At 46.9% G+C, this 17,430-nt stretch carries 15 protein-coding genes; 6 read left to right on the top strand and 9 right to left on the bottom strand.

Features of this window, described 5'->3' with window-relative positions; all coding sequences use genetic code 11:
- Positions 1-52 precede the first annotated feature (52 nt).
- Positions 53-2,110 carry a magnesium chelatase ATPase subunit D gene (bchD, locus tag J0895_RS11445; RefSeq protein WP_207088219.1) on the bottom strand — a complete coding sequence of 686 codons (2,058 nt, stop codon included), beginning with the start codon at positions 2,108-2,110 and terminating at the stop codon, positions 53-55.
- Positions 2,111-2,287: 177 nt separating this feature from the next.
- Between bchD and J0895_RS11440 the strand changes: the two genes are divergently transcribed.
- Positions 2,288-3,373, top strand: coding sequence for an AI-2E family transporter (locus J0895_RS11440; RefSeq protein WP_207088218.1), 1,086 nt, complete (start codon positions 2,288-2,290; stop codon positions 3,371-3,373).
- 88 nt (positions 3,374-3,461) lie between these two features.
- Here the strand turns inward: J0895_RS11440 and J0895_RS11435 are convergent, their stop codons facing one another.
- Positions 3,462-5,537, bottom strand: coding sequence for a cation:proton antiporter (locus J0895_RS11435; RefSeq protein WP_207088217.1), 2,076 nt, complete (start codon positions 5,535-5,537; stop codon positions 3,462-3,464).
- A 617-nt stretch (positions 5,538-6,154) separates the two neighbouring features.
- Here J0895_RS11435 and J0895_RS11430 point away from each other — a divergent pair.
- Complete coding sequence (locus J0895_RS11430; protein ID WP_207088216.1) at positions 6,155-6,958, top strand: Nif3-like dinuclear metal center hexameric protein; 804 nt, start codon at positions 6,155-6,157, stop codon at positions 6,956-6,958.
- Between the two features lie 98 nt (positions 6,959-7,056).
- Here the strand turns inward: J0895_RS11430 and J0895_RS11425 are convergent, their stop codons facing one another.
- The gene (locus J0895_RS11425; protein ID WP_207088215.1) at positions 7,057-7,866 is read right to left on the bottom strand and encodes a lipoate--protein ligase family protein; all 810 of its coding nucleotides are present in this window, start codon (positions 7,864-7,866) and stop codon (positions 7,057-7,059) included.
- A 242-nt stretch (positions 7,867-8,108) separates the two neighbouring features.
- On the opposite strand from J0895_RS11425, the gene J0895_RS11420 reads away from it, so the two are divergent.
- Both J0895_RS11420 and J0895_RS11415 read left to right on the top strand, forming a co-directional pair.
- On the top strand, positions 8,109-8,333 hold the full coding sequence (locus J0895_RS11420; protein ID WP_207088214.1) for a DUF2281 domain-containing protein: 225 nt from the start codon (positions 8,109-8,111) through the stop codon (positions 8,331-8,333).
- Positions 8,333-8,737 (top strand): type II toxin-antitoxin system VapC family toxin, encoded by a 405-nt coding sequence (locus J0895_RS11415; RefSeq protein ID WP_207088213.1) that lies wholly within the window; start codon positions 8,333-8,335, stop codon positions 8,735-8,737. Before J0895_RS11420 ends, J0895_RS11415 begins: the two co-directional genes overlap by 1 nt.
- Before the next feature lie 186 nt (positions 8,738-8,923).
- Here the strand turns inward: J0895_RS11415 and J0895_RS11410 are convergent, their stop codons facing one another.
- The 4 genes from J0895_RS11410 to J0895_RS11395 all read right to left on the bottom strand — a co-directional run bounded on the left by J0895_RS11410 (position 8,924) and on the right by J0895_RS11395 (position 12,623).
- Positions 8,924-9,400, bottom strand: coding sequence for a YbjN domain-containing protein (locus tag J0895_RS11410; RefSeq protein ID WP_207088212.1), 477 nt, complete (start codon positions 9,398-9,400; stop codon positions 8,924-8,926).
- A 207-nt stretch (positions 9,401-9,607) separates the two neighbouring features.
- A complete protein-coding gene (locus J0895_RS11405) occupies positions 9,608-10,675 on the bottom strand; it encodes a class I SAM-dependent methyltransferase (protein WP_207088211.1) in 1,068 nt (355 codons plus the stop codon).
- A gap of 159 nt (positions 10,676-10,834) precedes the next feature.
- Positions 10,835-12,256 carry a type I glutamate--ammonia ligase gene (gene glnA / locus J0895_RS11400; RefSeq protein WP_207088210.1) on the bottom strand — a complete coding sequence of 474 codons (1,422 nt, stop codon included), beginning with the start codon at positions 12,254-12,256 and terminating at the stop codon, positions 10,835-10,837.
- Positions 12,257-12,431: 175 nt separating this feature from the next.
- The gene (locus tag J0895_RS11395) at positions 12,432-12,623 is read right to left on the bottom strand and encodes a hypothetical protein (protein ID WP_207088209.1); all 192 of its coding nucleotides are present in this window, start codon (positions 12,621-12,623) and stop codon (positions 12,432-12,434) included.
- Positions 12,624-13,558: 935 nt separating this feature from the next.
- Here J0895_RS11395 and apcB point away from each other — a divergent pair.
- On the top strand, positions 13,559-14,068 hold the full coding sequence (apcB, locus tag J0895_RS11390) for an allophycocyanin subunit beta (protein ID WP_207088208.1): 510 nt from the start codon (positions 13,559-13,561) through the stop codon (positions 14,066-14,068).
- Positions 14,069-14,347: 279 nt separating this feature from the next.
- Here the strand turns inward: apcB and J0895_RS11385 are convergent, their stop codons facing one another.
- Together J0895_RS11385 and J0895_RS11380 are read right to left on the bottom strand one after the other, a co-directional pair.
- Positions 14,348-14,545, bottom strand: a complete 198-nt coding sequence (locus J0895_RS11385) for a hypothetical protein (RefSeq protein ID WP_207088207.1) — start codon at positions 14,543-14,545, stop codon at positions 14,348-14,350.
- Positions 14,546-14,896: 351 nt separating this feature from the next.
- Complete coding sequence (locus J0895_RS11380; protein ID WP_207088206.1) at positions 14,897-15,400, bottom strand: hypothetical protein; 504 nt, start codon at positions 15,398-15,400, stop codon at positions 14,897-14,899.
- A 366-nt stretch (positions 15,401-15,766) separates the two neighbouring features.
- Between J0895_RS11380 and J0895_RS11375 the strand changes: the two genes are divergently transcribed.
- A complete protein-coding gene (locus J0895_RS11375; RefSeq protein ID WP_207088205.1) occupies positions 15,767-17,230 on the top strand; it encodes a CHASE3 domain-containing protein in 1,464 nt (487 codons plus the stop codon).
- Positions 17,231-17,430: the final 200 nt, after the last annotated feature.

Below are 17,430 nucleotides of genomic sequence, written 5' to 3'. Positions count from 1 at the left end.
TGTAGGGGTTTGGTCACCCTACCCTCTTGAGACTTAATCCGGTACCCCGGTCCTAGCGAGACTTCATTTCTGCTAGGGCACCTCTGGCCATATCTGCGATCGCCCGGTCCGTGGCCTTGGGTAAACTATAATATCGACCCCCTGCCGCTTTTGCCAACTCTTTCGCAAACCCAGTTGAAACAAACTTATTCTCTGTATCAATCATCAACAGTTGCATTCCCACCCCGCGAATCTTCCCGGCAATCTCCAGCAGTTCACCCTTAATATCCGGTTTCTCACCTTCGATCGCCGGTTCGCCCAAGGACCGAGACAAGGAAACATTCCCCCGTCCATCAGTAATGGCAACGATCGCCACCTGACCGATATCCCCAGATTGTTGAGCATTTAATCCCACCCGCACAGCGGTCGTCAATCCATGCGCTAAGGGTGATCCACCGCCACAGGGCAACCGTTCCAACCGTCTACGGGCGGAAGTAATTGAGCGCGTCGGAGGTAACAAAACATCCGCCTTTTCTCCTCGGAACGGAATCAAAGCGATTTGGTCGCGGTTTTGATACGCTTCCGTCAGCAGTTGTAATACAGCCCCTTTGGCCGACTGCATCCGGTTGAGTGCCATCGAACCCGAGGCATCCACTACAAAGATGATTAAAGACCCGGCTTTTCTGGCCAACCGCTTTGATCGCAAATCCCCCTGTTCTACAATCACCTTGCGGTCCGGTTGCCGTTCCCGACGGGCTTTTTGATAGGGTGCAGCAGCGCGTAACGTAGCATCCACCGCCACCCGTTGGACCTTGCCCTTCGGTAACATCGGCTTAATATACCGTCCGCGATCGTCAGAAAAAATAATTGAGCGACTGCCAGACTTGCCTTGCCGTTTCGCCATTTGTGCGAAATACAACACACTCGGGTCCATGATCACCCCTTCGGGGTCGAACAAAAACTCTTCGGGAATACTTTGTTCCTGTTCCGGTTGTTCCTGTTCTTCTTGTTCTTCTTGTTCTTCGGGTTCTTCCTCGTCCGGTTCGTCTTGTTGCTGATCTGAGTTGTCTTGCGGCGGCGGCGGTGGCGGTGGCGGCGGGGGTTGTTCCTCCTCCGGTGGGGTTTGGACAATCGTCGAACGGGGAACAATCACCAATTCCACCGCCCGACGCAGGTCCTCTGCATTGACGGAGGTTCGACCATCCAGGGCCGCTGATGCCTTGGCGACGCGCAGGGCAAATAATTCGGCGCGATGACCCTGAACGCCGCCTCGGAGGGCTTCATTGACGAGATAGGCGATTTGGTCCGATTGAATTTCGACATCCTTTAACCATTCTCGGGCGAGGAGAATTTGGGTTTTGAGGTTGTCGATATCTTCGGTGTATTGATGTAAGAATTCCTGGGGAGAGGCGGAGTAAGATAGGGCTTGTTCTACTGCTTCCACGCGCTGATCTAGGCCGAGGACCCCATCGGCGGAGAGGGTAATGGCAATGCGATCGAGTAGATGTTCGCGCAGGGACCCTTCCTCGGGGTTATAGGTGGCGATAAATAGGGGTTTGCAGGGATGTTGGAAGCTAATTCCTTCCCGTTCGATTTGGTTGCGTCCATCGGTGAGGACGCTTAACAGCAGGTTGGCGATTTGGTCATCAAGGAGGTTGATTTCATCGATATAGAGCACTCCCCGATGTGCTTGGGCGAGTAAACCGGGTTGAAATACTGAGTCTCCTTGCTTGACCGACTGTTCTACATCCACGGACCCTAAAAGACGGTCTTCTGTGACCCCGAGGGGGATTTGCACAAAGGGGGCGGGAATGATTTGGGTGGGAATCTCATCCGGGGTAGTGCCGTTGATAGATTGGGTCGGATAAGTTTCTCGGGTGAGGTCGTCCCATTCATCGGGATTGGTGGGATTGCAGTTGGCGATGGAGTCTTTGACTACTTCAATTGGGGGCAACAGGGCGTGAATGGCACGCGCCATCACGGATTTGGCGGTTCCCCGACGACCGGCGATCGCCAGTCCTCCCAATCCGGGGTCTACTGAGGTTAACAGTAGCGCGAGTTTAATCGCTTCCTGACCGACAACTGCTGTCAGGGGAAATGCTGTGATGGTAGAGGTGCTCGGCGCGGGCATGGTTTGAATAATTGCTAGTCCAATGGTTCAGAATATCACCCAAGCGGGCGGGTCCGGGGATTTTTTACTGGGCATGAGCAGTCGCCTGCCCTGAATATAGAGGATCTTCTCCCCAATTTGGAGAGGTCATGGGCTATATTCCTAAAGGAAAGTCTATTATCTAAACGAGCAACACCTGTGAAATTTGGTCAATGGCTGGGGTTTGTTGCCATTCTGATTTCCCTTTATATTCTGTGGGAAATTCGGCAATTGTTGTTACTGTTATTTGTGGCGATCGTTTTTGCCACTGTTCTCAATAGTATTGCCAAGCAGTTCCAGAAGCGATTACGTCTCAACCGCACAGTTGCTATTTTCATCACTCTGAGTTTGACGGTGCTGTTCAATGTGCTGTTTATTTGGCTGGTGGTTCCCCAGTTTCTCGAACAATCCCAACGGATGATTGAGCTATTACCGCAAGTGTTTCTCGCGTTGCGGGTTTGGCTGCGATCGCTGGAAACTCAGTTGCCGATTTGGTTACCTCAACCGCCAAGTCTGGCTGAGTTGATTGTACAGTTGCAGCCCTTCGTCCTGCGATCGGTCACCAATTTTTTCGATTTTTTCTCTAATTCCTTTAAAATTGCTTTTCAACTTCTGTTTGTGATAGTTCTGACTTTGATGCTGTTAGCCAATCCGGTGGAATATCAACAGGCGTTTGTCCGACTATTCCCCTCTTTTTATCGCCGCCGCGCCAATGAGATTTTATCAGAATGCGAAATTGGTTTAGGGAACTGGTTTGCCGGAATTACGATTAATTGTATTTTTATTGGTAGTTTGAGTGGAATCGGACTCTGGATTTTACAAGTGGATCTGGTTTTAGTTCATGCGTTGATGGCGGGATTATTTAATTTCATTCCCAATATTGGTCCGACCATAAGCGCCGTATTTCCCTTGATGATTGCGTTATTAGATGCCCCATGGAAAGCCTTGGCTGTGTTGATTTGGTATATCATCATTCAACAAATTGAAAGTTATTGGTTAACGCCTACGGTGATGGCAAAACAAGTATCCCTGTTACCGGCGGTAACTCTAGTGGCGCAAATTTTCTTTGCCAGTATTTTTGGGGTTTTGGGATTATTGTTAGCTCTACCATTGACAGTGGTAGCTCAGATTTGGATTCAAGAGTTATATTTTAAGGATATTATGGATAAATGGAAAAATAAACCTTCTAAATATGAACTGGATGCTGGCGATCGCCAGGGTGAAAGGGTCACAGAATCTGTCTGAAATCAGACTGACTTCTTACCGAATAAGGTAGGGGTAGTCTAGAAACTGCCCCTACCCGATTCGGTGACATCCGCAAAGATGATCTGGGTTAACTCCGGGGCGGAAAATGAGCCACAATCGTTGCAACATCGGGATGTGCACGCACGATCGCCTCCGGTTCTACTAATCCCCCAGATAACCCAAATGCTTGATATTGATGGGAACCCGATGTTAAAACTAACAAATCATCGGTTTTTAGCATTCTCGATACTTTTCTAACAAAGTTTCCCCGTAAGCGTTGAACCGGAGTCGTTTGACTCAATCCAAAGGATTCAAGGTCAAAATCAACGTCTTGAGAACCCCCAGTGACAATCAATAATAACTGTAAGTTTGCCTTGAGTTCAGTGGCGATGGTGTTAGCAATTTCTAGGGTTTGTTTAAATTCCTCAGAGGTAGTTTCTGCTTCGGTTGCGGCGACAAAGATTCGGGCAGTATTCTCGATGGGGTGAGGAAATCGAGTAATCAAAACCGGGACCGGAGCTCGTCGCACAATGCGATCAATCACGTTGCCAAAGAAATTTTCCTGATAGGTAGAGAATCCTTTCCACCCACAAATAATTAAGGTGGCATTGCGTTCTGAGGCACTACGCACGATGCCACCGGCGATCTCGGCATCAATTCGACCAATCGTTTCCACGGCTACAGTTGCCGCATGAGCAATCGTTTCTGCTGCGGCTAATAACTGGTTTTGTTGGATTTTTTGCTCTGGAGAAATCTTGCCATTTTTATCAGAAATAACGTGCAAAGGTAGCAATGTACCCTTGGAGTTTTTCGCCAGTAAAATCGCCAAATTTAACAGGTTATCTTCCGTACTGGGGTTCGCAACGGGAACTAAAACGCGATCGGTCAAACCTGCTGTTTCACGGCTGGTCGTTTTCTCCTCGGGTTTCACATCTTTTCCCCACTTTGCAGTTATCCAGGGAGATGCAATACAACTCACGAGAATCATCGCAATAATGCCATTGACTGTCACCTCATCGACCAGTTTTATCTCATAAGCAACTGTCACTGCTGCTAGGGTGGAAGCTGCTTGGGCGACGGACAAACCAAATACGACCATCGTACTGGGAAAGGTCCAGCCAAATAGCTTCCCTGAACCCCATGCCGCTATATATTTAGCAATAAATTCAGCGGCAATCATGACCCCAGCCACCACGAGCGATCGCGGTTCACTAATCAGAATCATTGGGTCAATTAACATCCCCACGGACAACAGAAAGAAGGGGACAAAGAGCGTGTTTCCAATAAACTGAATCCGATTCATTAAAGGACTCAAAGCAGGAATCAGTTGAGTAATCGCTACTCCCGCTAAAAATGCTCCAATAATTGCCTCGATTTCAATCAATTGAGCCACATAAGAAACCACCAGCAAGGTGGCAACTACAAAGGTAAATTCTGCTCCCTCATCATGACCAAATTTTCTGAAAAACCATCGCCCCAGTTTGGGAACTCCCCACAAGGTAGCTACGGTATAAATGACCAAAGCAGGAATTAGAAAAAGCCAAAACTCTAAGGTTAATTCACCCCCGTATGCTTTGACAACGACGGCTAACACTAACAAAGCCAGAACATTGGTGATTAAGGTTCCTCCCAACGTGGCAGTTACCGCTTGAGCTCGCATGATTCCCAGACGGGTCAAAACTGGCAATGCCAGCAGGGTATGAGAGGCAAAACAAGAGGCAACTAGAATGGCGGCTAACCAACTATATCCTAGCAACAACATCGCCCCAGTTCCCAACACCATTGGAATGGCAAAGGTAGCTAACCCAAAAACAATGGCTTTATCCGCATTGAGTTTGAGGTCCTCTAAACTGGTTTCTAACCCCGCCATAAACATTAAAAATAACAATCCCACTGTGCCTAATAGCACAATTGTCTCATCTCGGGCTAATAGTCCTAACCCGTAGGGTCCGATGACCACTCCAGCTAGAATTAGACCCACAATTCCCGGCAGTTTTAACCGCTCAAAAACCAAGGGTGCGACGAGCATCATTGCCATGATAATCAAAAAAATGGCAACGGGGTCTTTAATGGGGCCGCTTAAAACTTGAGCTAAGGGAGTTTCTATCAACACTTTGCTGATTTCTCCCCGATTCGTTTCAATTAACGACCAAAGGTTTGCCATAAACGAACTCCTGGTAATAAGATTGGTTGTCAGAGGTAATTTTCTTTATCTCAGTTTATAACATATTTTTCAAGATGTTGTAAACTCAGGGAAAAAATTTTAGGTATTTAAATCTAAACCAATCCACTATTTTTCATTAAATATTCAAGGTAAATCCTCATGAACCCAACAATAAATATTAAATCAACTGGTTTGAAGAGTTCAATAAAGAAAAGATATACTTTTTATTTATAAAATTAAACTTGACAAATTAAATCTCCCTAGAGGAATATTTATAAGGCTTAGTTTGGAGCCTACCTTTTTAATAGAGCAGGAAAGGCACTCCGGGTCAAACTAATCGAATCAACCCGATTAAAATTTTGTTTTAAATGATTATGATGCTATCCGGATCAGCCGGAAAGGGGACAATTTTGGCTGGAGTCGCCCAGATTAGATGCGATCGCCCCTGACTTCATCCTCAGTCGATTAGCGCACCCCGGGCTGAAATTACCAACTTAAACGAGCGATCGCCCCTATCTTGGATCAGCTTTGTTACACTGAAACCTAGGACTTCGATAGAGGATTCGATCCCCGGGACCTCTACGAATGACAGTACAAAGGGATGACTGAGTAGCAAAATGAAGATTGAAGAGCTCATTCAATGGTTTGAAGGCTGGGCGAACCCAGCATGGCAAGAAAAATGGGATAATTGTGGGTGGCAAATCGAACCCGGAATCTTAACCCAACCGGCGCGGGTGTTAGTCTGTTTAACCCCCACTTTAGCCGTCATGGAAGAAGCAGTCGCCCACCAACAAACTGGTGAACCTGTTAATTTAATCTTTGCTCACCATCCCCTGATTTTTGGAGGAGTCAATCGCCTCTGTAGCGGTGAAGCAATTGGCGAAATGGCCAAACTTGCCTTTACCCATCGCATCGGCATTTATAGCGCTCACACCAACTTTGACCAAGTGAATCATGGCACTGCTGATGTCTTAGCGCAGCTATTAAAACTCAAACAAGTCAAGGCAATTGTCCCCACCCAAACGGGAATCGGCTATGGACGAATTGGACAACTGGAACCGGCACTCCCCCTCGGGGATTTGTTAACCCTAATTCAAGAAAAATTGCAGCCGCCCGAACTGATTGTTTCTCCGACTGACCCCCAACAGCGCATCCGCAGGGTAGCGGTTTTAGGCGGTTCAGGAGCCAGTTATATCGATGCCGTGGTCCAAGCTGGTGCCGAGGCTTATCTCACCTCAGATTGCAAATTTCATCAATTCCAGGAAGCCCGCGATCGCAGCTTAGTGCTGATCGACGCCGGTCATTATGCCACCGAACGCCCCGCCTGCGATCGCCTGGTGGAAAAATTAAGTAAAGCGGGAGCAGACTGGGTAAAACTAAGTACCCAAGATGAAGATTTCCGGCAGTTTTTTCGGGGATAGGGCAGGCACAAAACCGCTACCGAGTAGCGGAGTTTCATACACAAATTAAGCAGTTGATGGGAGTTGAGAAGTATCAATGTCCAAAAAAATACTTGCCTTCAAAGAAATCCCGAACCATCCTCCGAGTCTTTCCCACACCCCAGATCAGGGTTACTGAAGCGATTGATTTCCTCCCATTCACCCTCAGAAAGAGGTTGAGGAATCAACTGCACCTTGAAACAACCCGAAGCAGACTCCACCAAAGAGGCGATCGCCCGTTCCCTGAACCCCTCCAACGGCAAAGATAGAACCGGCAAACCCTGCACCCGTCCTGACGCTCCAAAAACCTCAGAAAACAACTCCGGCGAGGGGTTTAACTGCATCGAACCCTGCTGCAAAACCGCCCCATTGCGCCGGAGTTGAGCACTGCCAATAAACTTTTCCCCCGACGGCAACACCAAATCCGCACCCGTTGCCGTCGCGAAACAATTCGCCGTCTGCCGGTATCCTCGTCCCGCCCGACCATACTGTAACTCAACCCCCAAACTGCGCCAACCCGCGATTAAAAACTCACAAATCGCCTCATATCCCGGCACAGGAGAGCGTTTCGCCCCTGTCCCCTCCCCGGCATCCGGATCCGACATCACCACCATATAAGTCAAATCTCCTTGATGCAGCACCGCCCGACCCCCAGTCGGACGCCGCACCAACTCAATCGGCATCCCCTGCCACATTAAATTCTCCCACCGTTGGGGCCAGCGCCGTTGATGGTAACCCAGAGAAATCGCAACGGGGTCCCAGGTATAAAATCGCAACACCGGGGGATGATTCCCCGAGACATACTGTTCTAGTAACCATAAATCGATTGCCATCTGCATGGAACCGCTCACCTGAATCGGTGGAATCAATCGCCAAAGGGGACTGTGCATCAGTAAAGAATGAAGGGTGCTTTGGATAGGGTGGAAGCCTGTAGACAAAGGGGAAAGTTCAGGCTCATGATAGTTTAGACAATATCAATATCTTATAGCGGTTCCCAGAGTTATTCGCGTACATTATGAAGTGCGAGCATCTTGCTCGCTATTATCAAGAGCGAGCAAGATGCTCGCACTCCAAAAATGTACGCGAATAACCCTGGGAACCGCTTTATAACGATGACGGAGGAACTGAACCCATGAATTTAGAACAGGCCGTTTTAGAAAAGTTGCGGACATTAAGCCCCGATAAGCAGCAAGAAGTATTAGATTTTGCAGAATTTCTTCAGCAAAAGAATCCGCATAAACGACCGTTAAAGAGCGTCAAAGGATTGTGTGCTGATTTAAAAGTTGATATTACCGAAGAAGACATTGCCCAAGCCCGGAAAGAGATGTGGGGTAATTTTCCCCGGGAGATGATTTAATGCCATCCGTCGTAGCAGATACGCATACCATAATTTGGTATGTTTTTGACCTGCCCAGACTTTCTCCATCTGCATTAAATGCTTTAGAACAAGCAGCGACTGGGGGAGATTTCATCTATTTTTTTGCTATTTCTATTGTAGAAATTTCTTATTTGATTGAACGAGGGCGTTTAGTAAATGAGGTGCTGACCCGAGTTTTAAATGCAGCGGATAATCCGAATATGGGCATTTTATTAGCACCGTTGGATCGGAATATTGCCGCAACTGTTCGACAAATTGACAGGGCAACCGTGCCAGATATGCCAGACCGGATTATTGCGGCGACTGCTTTATCTTTAAATCTTCCCTTAGTCACCCGTGACCGTAAAATTCAGGCATTAACGACGATTCAAACCATTTGGTAATCAACCAAATCGACAAGGACAGAACAATCGCACAAAAATAAGCGCAGCGCCTTTAGGAATACGCACCGCGCTTTAATTAAACAGGTAATGTAGGACATGAAATGGCTAGAGTGACCCCCTAACTGCGGCAATTAAGGCATTGGGGGTAAATTAATCGATTGATGATCTATTAATACCCCTAGGGTGCTATTGTCCGTACTCTGCCAGGAGTGGTTCATCATTTTCATCGGCGATCGCCGCTACGATGGTGACGCATCGCGAAATTTCGCTGGGATTGAGATCCATGACGGTGCGACTACACAGGACCGTGATTCGTTCGTCCACAATGCCAAAATGGGCTTCATAAGTGCTCAACCAGTTCATTTCCAATAACTTCCGCATTAACTCGGGTTCGTTCTTGGCGGGGAGTTGGAGGACGAAAGACCAAACTGTTAAGGTATCCTCATCACTGGTTCCTGAGAGTTGCACGAACACTTCAACGGAGCCGTATTTGAATTTCCAAAGATGACCCGATTCGTTGAGCGCGAACATCACCTTTTGGTCCTGAGCCAAACTGCCAATGACGGTTTCAAGTTCCTCTACGAGGTTAATTTCTGAAGACTCTTCTAATAACTCTTCTGTAGAAGGGATGGGAGTGCATTGGGTTTCTAAGTCGGTTGTCATTATCAGGTTCCTACTGGTGCATCGTTGGGTTTTTCTTAGACCTTGTATAGCGTATCCATGCCGTTTCTGTCTACTCTCCAAGGACTGATATATTGCTGTGGCATTGATAATTTGAGTAGCGGCAGTTGAGTCGCTCACCCTTGTTAAGGTTTAAATAGGGTGGAGGCTGATTTGATGAGGGCGATCGCCGATTTCAAGTTGCCCCACCTATTCACTCAAGTGAGGTTTACGGGCGGTCCAATATTTACTCATGAAATGGGTTTCAATTTGAATATCCGTGAACCCTGCTGTTTCTAACCGCTGGACTAAATCATCCTGGATATAATTCCGGTAGTAGGGTTCATGAAACATCTGAGAAAAGTTTTCCAGAATTGTTTTCAATTCAGGAGAATCACTGGCCTGAATTGAATCACAAAGGGTCAAACTCCCCCCGGGTTGCAACACCCTAAAACATTCATTAATCACGTTTTGTCGAGGGTTAGCGGGAAGTTCATGGAATAGAAAAACGCTAGTTACCGCATGAAAATAATCATTCCGATAGGGGATTTCCTCTGCATTGGCCTGGGAGAGTTGGGGTAATTCACCCGGAATTTGAGACAGGATTTCATTGGCTTTTCGCAAGTAAGCCGGGGATAAATCCATGCCAAAAAGTGCCGCTTTCGGGAGCATTCCTCGGAGGAATTTTAGGGTGCGCCCAGTGCCACAGGCGATATCTAAAATGCGGATTTGATTTTGAGGAATGGCAGGCCAGGTATTGAGCGATCGCTTTAAGGGGGCTAAAATTCTCCGACGCATGGCATCGGCAGACCCATTAAATAACAATTCTACCTGTAAATCATATAAGTTCGCTGAATCATCACTTAAGTAGCCATCAGTTTGGTGATGGAAGTTTTGCAGGTAGTAGGCCGGATAGTTGCTGGTATCGATGTCGGAGGCAAATTCCTGATGCTTGTTTTGTTGCGATCTGCTCCAGACCCTGGGCAGATCTAAACAGAGCAAAGGATACTGCCGCAAAAAGTCGTACCAGGGATGGTCAAACAGCAGATCCGTCGGATAGATACCGGATTCTGCATCATCCCAGTCGGTTTCAATCAGGCGATCGAGACGTTCCCGAATGAGCATTAACAGCTTGGGGGAGATGGGATTCGTCTGAGATTCGCGCGGGGGTGCGAAGGTTTTGAGTAACTGGCTGCTGATGGATTTATGAGCCAGACTCAAATAGGTTTTACTGTTTTGAACCGTTTGATAGGCTACTTTAGTGAGATAATCTGTCATGGTAGGGCTAAATCAATGCGATCGATGAAGTTTTAATATAAATAATTGTAACGAAAACCCCAGTCAACCCGCTTTTTTTCAGTGGCGTCACCAAAAAGGGCCACCCGGGTAGGGTGGCCCTTGTCTAATTAATTCGCCAAGGGTATGTAACCCAAGAAATTAACAATCGTAGTAGAGTGCAAACTCATAGGGGTGAGGACGCAAACGCATCGGGTTCACTTCATTGTCGAGTTTGTACTCAATCCAGCTAGTGATGAAATCTTCCGTAAACACACCACCTGCCGTCAGGAACTCATGATCCGCTTCCAGGGCCTTGAGTGCATCCAACAGAGAACCAGGAGTCGAGGGGACCTTCGCCAACTCTTCAGGACTGAGGTCATAGATATCCACATCTAAAGGATCACCGGGATCAATTTCATTCTTAATCCCATCAATGCCAGCGCAAAGCATCGCCGCAAATGCCAAGTAAGGGTTACAGGTGGCATCAGGACAGCGGAACTCCATGCGTTTCGCCTTCGGATTCGGTCCAGAAAGGGGAATCCGGATCGAGGCCGAACGGTTACCTTGGGAATAAGCCAAGTTCACAGGGGCTTCAAAACCCGGAACTAAGCGCTTATAAGAGTTCGTGGTGGGGTTAGTAATAGCTAACAAAGCAGGTGCGTGCTTGAGTAAACCGCCAATGTAATGCAGTGCACTCTTGCTCAAATTCGCATACTGATCCCCGGCGAAGGTGGGTTGACCATCTTTCCAGATCGACTGGTGGGTGTGCATCCCCGAGCCGTTATCGTTAAATAAAGGCTTCGGCATGAACGTCACCGTCTTGCCATATTTCTTGGCGACGTTTTTGATGACATACTTGTAGGTCATCAAATAGTCCGCCGCTTGCACCAAGGGAGCAAAGCGAATCCCCAATTCATTTTGTCCGCCGGTGGCGACTTCATGGTGATGCTTTTCAATGGGAACACCGCAATCCGCCATAGTCAGCAGCATTTCGGTCCGCATATCTTGGAGGGTATCCGTTGGCGCAACGGGGAAATACCCTTGTTTGTAGCCCGGTTTATAGCCGAGGTTGCCACCGGGTTCTTGCTTACCGGAGTTCCAGCGTCCTTCGACGGAATCGACGTAGTAATAGCCAGTGTTCTCAGTTTGATCGAAGCGAACATCGTCAAACACGAAGAATTCAGCTTCAGGGCCGATGAAGGCCATATCGCCCAAACCTGTTGTAATCAGATAGTCCAAGGATTTTTGAGCGATGGTGCGGGGGTCGCGGCTGTACCATTCGCCGGTGCGGGGTTCCTTGATGCTGCAAATCATGCTGAGAGTTTTCTCGGCCATGAAGGGGTCGATCCAGGCCGTTGTGGGGTCGGGGACCATCGACATATCCGATTCATTGATGGCTTTCCAACCCCGGATGCTGGAACCATCGAAGGCGACGCCTTCATCGAAGGCACTTTCGTCAATCAGATCGCGATAGAACGAGCAGTGCTGCCAGATTCCTGGCGTATCGATGAACTTGAGATCGATGATCTTGATGTCGTGCTCGCGGATATAATTTAAAACTTCTTGTGGAGTCTGAAACATTAATATCTCCTCTGTTCTAGGTTAGTGTCAATCGACGGCAGGGAACGAGCGTGCTTACAAGGGGCAGGATTTCAAAGAGGTTTGGGTACGAACCTAGATCTAGCCGGATCCCTTTCCTGGTCAGGACTGGGAAGAGAGGCATTCGTCGGCGCCCGCGAACTTTGAGGATTCAGATCTATCGGTCTATTTCGATGGCGAAGTCGGTGCCGATCGCCATGAACAATGCCGGGTCAATACATTGCAAAATTCCCCTCTGGCGCTTGATTGGATAGCGCATCTGCTCCCTTGTCTTATGGCGTTGGCGATCGCGCGGATCTGCGGGTTGCACATCGAACGGTGTACAGCACCATCGCTCGTCAGGCTCCAAGATTCAGTTGCGTTATCCCTGAATCATCCTAGGGATTGACTTAGGGAGTTTTTGTATCAATTGATACAAAAAACTGTTTCCTGAGTATTCTGTACAACTCTGGTTGGATTTAACCACAATTCTGATTGTCTACGAATAGAGAAAATATTAAGGATTTCAGGGGGAGGATGGGGGGGATGGGGGAGATTGTTTGTAGTAAAGACTTCAGTCGTTTGCGCGTTACTTGGCTGACGCCAAGTAACGCGCTCCTTTGGAGGCGATCGCTTCAGTCCCATACCAGGCGCGATCGCCGCTCATGGTAAGTGTCATGGCGGACGCCATGACACTCTTGGCAACGACAGCAAGTCGTTACTACAAACATCCTCACCATCCACCAAGGACCAAGGACCAAGGACCAAGGACCCCTCCCCCCGATCGCCTTTCTTATGATTACTAGATGGTCTGTTCCTAGGTATCGCTTTGTAGTAGACTACAAACGTTCGAGCATCTGACGTCCGAAGGGAAGCAAAGGCCAATTCGCCTCACTCCCTCCTAAGTATTTTTGCTCATTAAGGTGGTCAAAATACTCGGCGATCGGTCCTGTTGTTGCCCGAATCTTGATAACGCACAACACAAGAGAAACGCGGTAGGGCTGGTAGCCGGAGCCTCTAAAGATGCTATGTGGAAAGCCCACACGAGCGGTTTTAACCGCCTACTGCTATAGACTGGAACAGTTGGATGTATCAATGCAGATGGCAATGGTACTGCCAATATCCTTCGCAAAGTCAAGGGAAAGTTCAAACTAGATTTGAGCGGACTTATTAGAGGCATTTTGACAGAGCCCATCAGAATTAGGCTGTGTTCTAATGCTGTGCAAGAATCCCCATGTCTTTAGACATCGGGAGTTTCAAAAGAGTAGTAAACCATCTGTTGACACTGTTGGGAGAAGAAATTTAATGCGGGACGCAATCACAAGCCTGATAAAAAACTATGACGTCACAGGTCGCTATCTCGATCGCGACGCCATTGATAACCTGAAGTCCTATTTTCAAACCGGGACTGTCCGGGTACAAGCGGCTGGAATTATTAATGCCAATGCAGCCGAACTCGTTAAACAAGCCGGGATCCGTTTATTTGCGGATTTACCTGAGTTGATTCGTCCGGGTGGAAATGCCTATACGACCCGTCGCTATGCGGCCTGCCTGCGGGATATGGACTATTATCTGCGGTATGCCAGTTATGCCTTAGTTGCCGGAAATACCGACGTTCTCGATGAACGAGTTCTGCAAGGATTGCGGGAAACTTACAATTCTTTAGGAGTCCCCATTGGACCGACGGTGGTCGGGATTCAAATCCTCAAAGAAATGGTCAGAGAAAAGATCACTGAAGCGGGGATTCAACCCGGGGATTGGGTAGATCAACCCTTTGATCATATTAGTCGCGAGTTAAGCGAACGCGACATCTAGTCGTCAGACTTTAAAACCGAATTTTGAATCTCGGGAAGTCCGCATTGGCGGACTTTATATTTTTGGGGGCTTGGGGGTCTTCATCAACCCCTTAATTTTTCCCTGATTAGCTTAATAAAAAGGTTGATCAGGGAAATCCCCAATCCGGGTGAGTAACCCTCTAGCTGAATTTTATATCCTCACACTGCTGTAAAGATGAGAAATGGAGCGTTTCTACATCTTCTTCTTTTGATTTGAGGTTATGTCCACCGGATTTTGGATGACTCGCTATCCCTTTTTTTAAAAAGCAGCCAGGTCGCCCCAGACCTGACAACGCTGAAGCAGGTTTTTAATCCGCGATCGCTCTAAAAATTGACTGGTGATCGCTTCTACTTTGCCATTGGGATAAACAATATAAATGCTATCTCCACTCAGAACCGCTAATGGATTTTCTGAGGAGTTGAAGGAATCACGGTCGGTCGCTGGTAAGAAGGCCATACCTGAATTTGCCTAGAACGTCAATATTTATTCTGAAATTGTTGCCTATCTCAATCATCAAGCCATTTCTATATTTACTAAGTGATCTTACTTGGTCAATTAGGCGATTAAAAACATCTACAAAGGCGATCGCGATCGCTTCTACAATGAACAATCTCTGGTATAGACGAAAAAAGTTCCCTGACTTCTAAATGCCAGGAGGATTCCCCGACTCCAGAAAAGGTCAAACCCTTGTCAGGGTATGACGTTCGGACACAAGGGCAAGATGACCCAGGCTGATTTTAAAAACGGATTTCGTGATGTTATGAAAGCTGCACCAGGGTTTTTCAGTCTATGGATAGATTTAAACTTTTAATTAGTATTGTGGTCCCCAAGCACACTCCAGGGTGTGAGCGTTTCCACCTGCACTACCTGGGTTTCAGGCAGGGTTTGAACTGCGACTAAGGGGATAAGTCCACAGAGGAAAGAGGTTAAGACAACCAGGGAAACGATTAAGAATCGATTCGGGCGATCGCCCGAAATATCATTCCCATAGCGTTGATTTCCAGAATCTTCTTCGGTTATATAGCACTCATTTAGTAATAATTCCAGAGATGGATGCTCGGTAGAACCCTGGATTTTTCTCGGTAAAACAGAGACAGTGACTTCAGTTTTGGCGATCGCCACCGCTGCAAGTTCTTTTAATTGCTGCAAGGCATCAAAAATTTCGCGATCGCTATAAGGACGGTCCCGATATTCTGCCGTCCAGGCTTTAAAATCTTGCAAATCCACCTTAACGGGTGATTCCTCGCTTCCTCTGCGCTGAATCCAGCCATACAACAAATTGGCGCAGGGGTTGAGTTTTGCTTCTAACATTGAGTGCCTCTCCACGGTAAATTCAACTGCGGATCCAAGCTAATTCTTCGTCTTAATCAAACTCCCTAACCCGATTCAATCGCACTTCGTCTCTCCAGACTCAAGGGATCAAGAGTCGGATGAAGAACATAGGTCATTTTTCTTGGATTCCTCCTTAATGGTAACATTAGTTACAGTTTTGTCAAGGATTATATGAATCGTTTTTGGTAACAAAATATAAAGCATTCAGCTTTGACCGCTTCTATAGCTCCGGGTTAAGCTAAAGATTGTTATCGAGTTCCCATAAAATAATATCTGAAACAATCAGGACTCAACTATGAAACATAAAAAACAGTCTATAAATCCAAAGCAGTGAACCAAAACAATATGAAAGTCCAAAAACAACAATGGAAGCTAGGGAAAATCCTGTCCCTTGGCTTAGGAACAATTGCTCTGATCAACATTGTTGTCAGTGCGATCGCCTACGCAACAAATAGTAGTTTAATAGAAACTATGGCATGGGTGAGTCATACCCATGAAGTTAAGTCCAATATTCGATTGCTCGAAAAAGTGGTGATCGATGCTGAAACTGGTCAACGGGGATTTTTATTCACGGGAAATCAAGACTTTCTAGAACCATACAATCAAAGTCTTGAAAAAGAGAGGATGGTATTTAAAGACTTAAAAGAATTGCTCCAGGATAACCCTGAGCAAACTCAAAAACTCACTGTGATTGATGGGTTGATAGCAGACAAGCTTGCAGAACTTAATCAAACGATTCGTCTGAAGCAAAATGGACAGGATGAACAGCTCAGAGTATTGGTCAATTCTGGGAAAGGAAAACAAATTATGGATGAAATTCGATTTCAAATCAATGACATGGAGGACGTTGAAAATGCGTTGCTCATGGTGCGAAAACAGAAGGCGATTCAGGCAGAACAGTGGATGAAGATTTCAATATTATTGGGAACAGCTAGTTTATTAATCCTTGTGCTTTTAATCTTTCGATTTACACAAGAAAAAATCATTCACCCCATCGAAGGAGTTTCCCTAGAGTTAACCTCAATGTCGTCTCAACTCGCAAGCACGATTGAGGAGCAGGAAAGTGTTGCGAATCAACAGGCAGCATCCATGAGTCAAACCACCGCAACGGTGAGCGAACTGGCGGCATCGTCGCGACATATTGCGACCCAAGCTGAATCAACTTCAATGCAGGGTAAACAGGTGATTGCTCTCACGGAATCCGGACAGGATGCTATGGAATCCTCAGTCCAGGAAATGAAAACATTACAAGTCAATGCCGGAAAAATAACGCAACAAACTCAAGTTCTTGAAACCCAAACTGCAAAAATTGGGATTATTTCTAATTTGGTGAGTGAAATTGCGATGGAGACAGAGTTATTGGCATTAAATGCGGCCATTGAGGCTGTTCGAGCGGGAGAGCATGGCAAAGGGTTTGGGGTGGTTGCGGCTGAAATTCGCAAGCTTGCTGACCAAAGTAAAAACTCTGCTCATCAAATCAATACGTTAGTTCAAGAAATCAAAAATTCCATTCATTCGACAACGCAGGTGACGGTAGAAGGGTCTCAAAAAATCGACCAATTAATGCAGGTGATTCAATCAGCAGCGGAAACATTTGAAATGGTTTTCACCTCGATTAATACGGTGGTGTTGAGTTCTCAACAAATTGCCGCTAATATCAAGCAGCAGGATATTGCCATTCAACAAATTACGGAAGTGGTGACGAGTATTAATTTAGGGGCGAGTCAAACGGCGACGGGGCTTGGGCAAACTCGGATCAGTAGCCAACAGTTAAAGGATAATGCGAAAATTTTAGCGGATTTGGTGTAGGGCGATCGCTCCCTCCCTTCGTCCATATAGTGGGTACTTCAAAACTCTCTGAATTACACCAGAGAAACACGGTAGGGCTGGTAGCCTCGCGTCTTTAGACCGAGGTGGAAAGCCCACACGAGCGGTTTTAACCGCCTACACGACTTGATATAATCGCATCTGTCGGGTGAATCTCAACAAATAAGTGAATGTGATTGGGC

The sequence above is a fragment of the Phormidium pseudopriestleyi FRX01 genome, from assembly GCF_017313335.1.
GTDB lineage: Bacteria > Cyanobacteriota > Cyanobacteriia > Cyanobacteriales > Laspinemataceae > Laspinema > Laspinema pseudopriestleyi.
This window is presented reverse-complemented; position numbering and strand designations above follow the sequence as displayed.

What these genes read in the sequence shown, in the direction of transcription:
- bchD (WP_207088219.1), bottom strand. Translation starts at nt 2,110, where the DNA reads ATGCCCGCGCCGAGCACCTCTACCATCACAGCATTTCCCCTGACAGCA.
- J0895_RS11435 (WP_207088217.1), bottom strand. Translation starts at nt 5,537, where the DNA reads ATGGCAAACCTTTGGTCGTTAATTGAAACGAATCGGGGAGAAATCAGC.
- J0895_RS11430 (WP_207088216.1), top strand. Translation starts at nt 6,155, where the DNA reads ATGAAGATTGAAGAGCTCATTCAATGGTTTGAAGGCTGGGCGAACCCA.
- J0895_RS11425 (WP_207088215.1), bottom strand. Translation starts at nt 7,866, where the DNA reads ATGCACAGTCCCCTTTGGCGATTGATTCCACCGATTCAGGTGAGCGGT.
- J0895_RS11420 (WP_207088214.1), top strand. Translation starts at nt 8,109, where the DNA reads ATGAATTTAGAACAGGCCGTTTTAGAAAAGTTGCGGACATTAAGCCCC.
- J0895_RS11415 (WP_207088213.1), top strand. Translation starts at nt 8,333, where the DNA reads ATGCCATCCGTCGTAGCAGATACGCATACCATAATTTGGTATGTTTTT.
- J0895_RS11410 (WP_207088212.1), bottom strand. Translation starts at nt 9,400, where the DNA reads ATGACAACCGACTTAGAAACCCAATGCACTCCCATCCCTTCTACAGAA.
- J0895_RS11405 (WP_207088211.1), bottom strand. Translation starts at nt 10,675, where the DNA reads ATGACAGATTATCTCACTAAAGTAGCCTATCAAACGGTTCAAAACAGT.
- glnA (WP_207088210.1), bottom strand. Translation starts at nt 12,256, where the DNA reads ATGTTTCAGACTCCACAAGAAGTTTTAAATTATATCCGCGAGCACGAC.
- apcB (WP_207088208.1), top strand. Translation starts at nt 13,559, where the DNA reads ATGCGGGACGCAATCACAAGCCTGATAAAAAACTATGACGTCACAGGT.
- J0895_RS11385 (WP_207088207.1), bottom strand. Translation starts at nt 14,545, where the DNA reads ATGGCCTTCTTACCAGCGACCGACCGTGATTCCTTCAACTCCTCAGAA.
- J0895_RS11380 (WP_207088206.1), bottom strand. Translation starts at nt 15,400, where the DNA reads ATGTTAGAAGCAAAACTCAACCCCTGCGCCAATTTGTTGTATGGCTGG.
- J0895_RS11375 (WP_207088205.1), top strand. Translation starts at nt 15,767, where the DNA reads ATGAAAGTCCAAAAACAACAATGGAAGCTAGGGAAAATCCTGTCCCTT.